The 6,480-nt window shown below is 63.0% G+C and carries 6 protein-coding genes; 4 read left to right on the top strand and 2 right to left on the bottom strand.

The window, feature by feature from the left end:
• Positions 1-94 precede the first annotated feature (94 nt).
• Positions 95-634 carry a 2-C-methyl-D-erythritol 2,4-cyclodiphosphate synthase gene (gene ispF / locus JHD73_RS25750; protein WP_199033002.1) on the top strand — a complete coding sequence of 180 codons (540 nt, stop codon included), beginning with the start codon at positions 95-97 and terminating at the stop codon, positions 632-634.
• Positions 635-701: 67 nt separating this feature from the next.
• Here ispF and JHD73_RS25755 read toward each other — a convergent pair whose 3' ends face one another.
• Positions 702-2,063: an ATP-binding protein gene (locus JHD73_RS25755; protein ID WP_199033003.1), complete on the bottom strand. Its 1,362-nt coding sequence runs from the start codon at positions 2,061-2,063 to the stop codon at positions 702-704.
• Between the two features lie 34 nt (positions 2,064-2,097).
• Entirely contained in the window at positions 2,098-2,820 is a 723-nt protein-coding gene (ompR, locus tag JHD73_RS25760; protein WP_004627064.1) for a two-component system response regulator OmpR, read from the bottom strand.
• Positions 2,821-3,040: 220 nt separating this feature from the next.
• On the opposite strand from ompR, the gene JHD73_RS25765 reads away from it, so the two are divergent.
• From JHD73_RS25765 to JHD73_RS25775, 3 genes are all read left to right on the top strand, one after another.
• Entirely contained in the window at positions 3,041-3,481 is a 441-nt protein-coding gene (locus tag JHD73_RS25765) for a hypothetical protein (RefSeq protein WP_233177152.1), read from the top strand.
• Between the two features lie 68 nt (positions 3,482-3,549).
• Positions 3,550-5,166, top strand: a complete 1,617-nt coding sequence (locus JHD73_RS25770) for a DUF1800 family protein (protein WP_199033005.1) — start codon at positions 3,550-3,552, stop codon at positions 5,164-5,166.
• Between the two features lie 25 nt (positions 5,167-5,191).
• A complete protein-coding gene (locus tag JHD73_RS25775) occupies positions 5,192-6,385 on the top strand; it encodes a DUF1501 domain-containing protein (protein ID WP_199033006.1) in 1,194 nt (397 codons plus the stop codon).
• Positions 6,386-6,480 lie beyond the last annotated feature (95 nt).

The following is a 6,480-nucleotide window of genomic DNA, read 5'->3' on the forward strand; positions in this document are numbered from 1 at the left end:
GCAACTTCAAGGTGACGTATCCCGACGATTTCGCGCTTGCCGAGGCCATCCTCGCACGGCACGCATAAGACAAACCTCACGAGGCATCGCAAGCATGAATTGGATGGACATCCGCATTGGCCAAGGCTACGACGTACACGCACTGGTGGAAGGCCGCAAGTTGATCCTGGGTGGCGTAGAGATTCCGCACACACGCGGGCTGCTCGGCCACTCCGATGCCGATGCGCTGCTGCATGCGATTACCGATGCGCTGTTCGGTGCCGCCGGCCTGGGTGACATTGGCCGGCATTTCCCCGACACCGATCCGGCCTTTGCTGGCGCCGACAGCCGCGTGCTGCTGCGTGAAGCCGTGCAACGCGTGCGCAAGGCCGGCTATGCCGTGGGCAATGTCGATGCCACCGTCATCGCACAGAAACCGAAGCTCGCCCCGCACGTGCCGGGCATGGTTGCCAACCTGGCGGAAGACCTTGGTATTGCGCCCGAGCGTTGTAACGTCAAGGCCAAGACCAACGAGAAGCTCGGCTTCGAGGGCAAGGAAGAGGGCATCGTCGCACAGGCCGTGGTGCTGATCTATCGCGCAGAAGCTGCCGAGATTGATGATCTGAACGGCAGCAATTACGGGCAAGCGCGCTGATGCTCCGATTGGAGTTGTGACGCATGACCGTCGTAAAGGCCGGTAGGTTGTGCCCGAGCGGCACAGATCAGTAGCGTGTGTAGCAGGCGCTGACGACCAGCCCGGTTTCTGGCGGTGTGCGGTTCTCCAGCACCAGCCGACCGCCGCTGCGCTGCAGGATGCGATTGACGATCGACATGCCGAGCCCGGCGCCCTTGGCCTCGCTGCGGGCAGATTCGAGTCGGTAGAACGGGCGCGTGAGCAGGCCGAGCTGATCGACGGGCACACCGGCGCCGCGATCGGCCACGCACAACACCACCTCGTTGTTCTGCAGCAGAGTACTGACCGTGATGTTGGCGCGACCGGTGCCGGGCGTCTTGCCGTAGCGGCGCGCGTTTTCAATCAAATTGTCGAGAATGCGCTGCGTCTCCATCCGGTTGCAGCGGGCGATGGCTTCCGGCGCGAGCTTGAGCGTGAGATCGATGTCATCGTGCGCTGAATACACCGGTGCCGTATCGCGCACGAGTTCGGTCAGATCCACCTCTTCCTGCATCTCACTGGAAGGGCGCGCGTAGTCGAGGAACTGGCCGATGATGGCGTCCATCTGCTCGATGTCGGCCACCATCAGCTCGCGCGTTTGTTCGTCGACGGGGCTCATTTCGGTTTCCAGGCGCAGGCGCGTGAGCGGTGTGCGCAAGTCGTGCGAAATGCCGGCCAGCATGACGGCGCGGTCGGCCTCGAGCTGTTTGAGGTCGCGCACCATCTGGTTGAAGCTGTGATTCGCTTGCGCCACTTCGGTGCCGCCGGCTTCGGGTAGCGCCTTCGGGTCGTCGCCCGCGCTGATGGCGCGTGCTGTGTCGGCCAGGCGCTTGAGTGGCTGGTTCACGCGCGAGGTGATGAATGCCGCGCCCAGCACCGACAGCACCAGTGCCGCCATCGACCACCACAGCCACTGCAGTCCCGGCACGTGCTCGAAACGATCAGGGCTGATGGCAACCCAGTAGTCGTCGCCTTCGATCTGGAAGCTTACCCACACGCCCGGAATGTCGTTGACCGCCGTGGCGATCACCGTTTCGGCGCCCAGCCGATTGCGGATCTCTTGCTGGACGAGTTGCGTCAGGTACGGGTTGGTGTGCGGTTCGCGATACTCATCTTCCTTCTCGCGCGGGTAGACCTTGATGCCTTCGTTCTGCACGAGGTCGAGCAGCAGGAAGCGCCGCCGCGCGGGGTCGGAGTACAGCAGTGCCGCCCGCGTGAGCTTGACCACGCTGACGACCTGCATGGCGATCTGTTGCGCGCGCGGTTCACGCTCGAAAATGCGGAAGCTCTGGAACCAGACGCCCAGCGAGATCGCAATGAGCAGAGCGATCAGCATGAAGGTTCGCCAGAACAGCGAACCAAACACACTGATCAACAGATGCCGCAGCGCGGCCGGACGCGGAATGCGCAAGTCGGTTGCGGATAAGAGGGGTTACTTGGCGCCCTTACTTGGCGCCATCAGGAATGAACACATAGCCCAGGCCCCAGACCGTCTGGATGAAACGCGGGTTGCTGGCGTCAGGCTCGATCAGCTTGCGCAGGCGCGAGATCTGTACGTCCAGGCTGCGGTCGAAGACTTCATATTCACGCCCGCGCGCCATTTCCATGAGCTTCTCACGCGATAGGGGTTGGCGCGGATGGCGCGCAAACACCTTGAGCACGGAGAATTCGCCCGTCGTAAGTGTGATCTCTTCGTCGTTCTTCTTGAGTGTGCGCGTGGCCAGGTTCAACACGAAATCGCCAAAGGCGAAGGTTTCGGGCGTTTCCGACGGGGCGCCGGGAATCTCGGCCGGACCACGGCGACGCAGCACGGCGTGAATGCGTGCGATCAGCTCGCGCGGGTTGAAGGGCTTGGGCAGATAATCATCGGCGCCCATTTCGAGGCCGACGATGCGGTCCACGTCTTCGCCCTTGGCGGTGAGCATGATGATGGGCGTCTGATCGTTTGCGCCGCGCAGGCGACGGCAGATCGACAGGCCATCTTCGCCCGGCATCATGAGGTCGAGCACGAGCAGGTCGAAGCGCTCGCGCAGCCAGAGTTTGTTCATGGCCGTGGCGTTTTCCGCCACCAGCACGGTGAAGCCCTGTTCCCCGAGGTAACGGCGCAGCAGATCGCGCAGGCGGGGATCGTCATCAACGACGAGAATCTTTTGACCAGAATTTTCCATGGCGCTAATGGTAACGACAAAAACATGGCCCCGCGGGAGTTCAGGCAGCGGTGGAAGCCCAATTGAAACAGACGGTTACATTATTTACCGGGCCACACGAACAGTCTGTAGGACGCACGGCTACACTGCCTTGGCGGTTCCTCAGTTGGGATCAAATAGTGCTGACCCCCATAAAGGGGGCTGGCGTGCAATGCGGTTGCCTGATATCGATTGTCGCGCAATGATGCATGGCGCATCGGTTTCCAGCAACATGGACGTGGCTTCTCTCTCTCTTTTGACGGATCGATCAGCAAGTTTCCGGCGGCGCCTGGCGCTGACGGCGTGTGCTGCCGCCCTCTGCCTGGCGTATCTGCCGGCACAGGCGCGTGGGCCGCACAATGCCCCCCCCAGTGGATTCGGAGGGGGGAACGGGTTCAGTCGATTCAACGGCGGTGGCTTCTTCGAGGCCGCCGCGCCGCACAAGGGCGGGAACCAGGGTGGAGGACGCGGTAACGAGGCAGATGAACGCCGTCGCCGTGCCGCTGCCATGGAAAGCCGCCGAGCCGAGAGCGAAGGCCGGTCGTCGCCACCCCCGCAGCGCAAGCTGTCACCCGAGGAACGCAAGCAGTTGCGTCAGAACATCTATGACGTCACGCGGGACATCTATCACCGTGGCGGCTAGGTAGGGGCCGAGGAACGGCGCGTAGTCGCTGCCCCGGCAAGGCATCAGGGTCGACTCGGGGGACCGACATGCAAGTCCGTGGCACGATTTTTCTGGCGCTGGCAGCCGCTGGCGTCCTTTCACTTCCACCCGCGCAGGCGGCGACGCAAGACAAGCCGCATCGCCACAGCACGCGAGCCTTGGCACCCGCTGCCGACGAGCAGCGCCTGGATCGCGAAGACGCGCGCTATTTTCTTACTCGCATCGGCTTTTCGCCCTCCGAGAGTGAGCTCGACACCTATGCCGGGCTGACCCACCGCGAGGCTATCGACCGTGTGCTGGCCCAGACAGGCAATGTCGCTACGCAGCCGCCGCCGGTGTGGGTCAATGAACCAATCATCCCCTACAACAAGCTGCCCGACGAAGACGCCCGCAAGGCCGCACGCCAGAAGAACGCTGCGCACGAACTGGAGCTGCGCGCCTGGTGGATGGGCGAGATGATCAAGACGCCGTCGCCGTTGACCGAGCGCATGACGCTGTTCTGGCATAACCACTTCGTATCGAGCTCGCAGAAGGTGCCGTTCGCGCAACTGATGTACCGCCAGAATGTTCTGCTGCGCCAGAACGCTGTGGGCAACTTCGGCACGATGCTGCACGCCATCGGCAAAGACCCGGCGATGCTGATCTACCTGGATGGCGCCGAGAGCCGCAAGGGCAAGCCCAACGAGAACTTCGCCCGCGAGGTGATGGAGTTGTTCACGCTGGGTGAGGGCCATTACACCGAGCAGGACATCAAGGAGGCTGCACGCGCTTACACGGGCTGGAGCATCGACCGCGAGCACGACTTCGCCTACCTCTGGCGACCGCAGATCCACGACACCGGCGTGAAGATCGTGTTTGGCCAGAGCGGCGACTACGACGGTGACCAGATGCTCGACATCCTGCTGTCCCGCCCCGAGACGGCAACCTTCATCGTAACCAAGCTGTGGCGCGAGTTTGTTTCGCCAGAACCGGATACGGCGCAAGTACAGCGTGTGGCCGATGCATTCCGCTCAAGTGGGTACGACATCAAGGTTGCCCTGCGCGAGTTGTTCATGACGCCGACCTTCTGGGCGCCGCAGACGCGCGCAACGTTGGTGAAGTCGCCAGTGGAGATGATTGTCGGCACGCTCAAGCAATTCAACGTGCAGTACTCTGACCCGACGCCGTTCGCGATCAAATCGGCGCAACTCGGGCAGAACCTGCTGGCACCGCCCAACGTGAAAGGCTGGCCGGGTGGCGATGCGTGGATCAACTCGACCACGCTGCTGGGTCGCAAGCAGTTTCTCGACCAGTTGTTCCGTTCGACCGAGATGAAGGCGCCAGCGCAGCAAGCCCAGCAACAGAAGCCCGGCATGATGATGGCCGCCATGCGTGCAGACCTGAAGGAGGGCGGCACGGTGCAAGGCTTGGGGCAGGCGCTCAAGGGCATGGGCCAAGAGGGCCGCTTCAAGCTGGCGCAGTCGCAGACGATGGTGTCGTTCAATTCGTCCAAGTGGTTGGCGCAGTTTGGGGCGGATGGGGATGACCCGCCGCAGCTCGGGCCGCGCATTTCGATCCAGCGCGCGGTGTTGCCGATCGAGCCCACCGCGCCCATTCCCGTCAAGCTGGCTGGTACCGCGTACCTGCGCACGCTGATGATGGACCCCGCCTACCAATTGAAGTAACGCCACGATTGCAGGAGCACACATCATGGAACGTCGCGATTTTCTGAAGGCTGGCGCCATGCTCGGCCTTGGTGGCGCTGCATCCGGCCTCCCGGGCGTGGTCTTTGCTCAAGGGCAGGACAAGCGCAAGGGCTATGGCAATCTGCTGATCCTCATTGAACTCAAGGGCGGCAACGACGGCTTGAACACCGTTGTGCCGTACACCAGCGCGCAGTACTACGCGCTGCGCCCGCGCATTGCCATCAAGCGTGAGCAGGTGCTGCAACTCGATGACCGCTACGGCCTGCATCCGTCTTTGCAGGCGATGATGCCGCTGTGGCAGGCAGGCGAGCTATCGGTGGTGCAGGGGCTGTCGTATCCGCAGCCGAATCTTTCGCACTTCCGCTCGATCGAGATCTGGGATACGGCGTCGCGCTCCGACCAGTACCTGCGCGAAGGTTGGCTGACCCGCGCATTTGCCGCGCGGCCTGTGCCGGCGTCGTTCGGTGCGGATGGCGTGATTATCGGCAGCGCAGATCTCGGCCCGCTCGATGGCGGCGCCCGTGCGGTGGCGCTGGCCAATCCGGACGCCTTCCTCAACGAAGCCAAGCTGGCGATGCCATCTCACGCCATGGGCAACGCAACGCTTGAGCACGTGCTGAAAGTCGAGGCAGATATCGTCAAAGCCGCTGACGGGCTGCGTCCGAAGGCGGGCAAGTTTGCGTTCCAGACGCACTTTCCGGATGGCGGCTTCGGCAACTCGATCAAGGCGGCGATGCAGGTGGTTGCTGCACCCGGGCATGGCGGGGCCGATGTCGCTGTGGTGTGCCTGTCGCTGGGTAGTTTCGACACACATACCAACCAACAAGGCACGCAGGCGAATCTGCTGCGTCAGTTGGGCGATGGCATTGCCTCGCTCAAGAGTGCGCTTACGGAGTTGGGCCGCTGGAATGACACGCTGATCGTCACGTATTCCGAGTTCGGCCGCCGCCCGCGCGAGAACCTGAATAATGGTACGGACCATGGCACTGCCGCTGCGCATTTCGTGGCAGGCGGTCGCGTGAAGGGTGGACTGGCGGGGCAGGGGCCGATGCTGGAGCGCTTGGATGGCGGCGGCAATCTCGACCCGTCGGTCGATTTTCGCTCGCTCTACGCGACGGTGCTGGAACGCTGGTGGGGGATGGATTCGCAGTCGGTGCTGGCCGGCCGGTTTGCACCGCTGGATCTGATCAAGGTCTGATCAACTGCGGATCTGCGTGATTTGAGTTCGCCAGGCCAGCCACAGCTTGCGCAGCGGCGTCAGGTCGGTGCGCTGCGTGAGCACCTGGAAGCCGT

It is taken from the genome of Ralstonia sp. ASV6 (genome assembly GCF_016429285.1).
Taxonomy (GTDB): domain Bacteria; phylum Pseudomonadota; class Gammaproteobacteria; order Burkholderiales; family Burkholderiaceae; genus Ralstonia; species Ralstonia flaminis.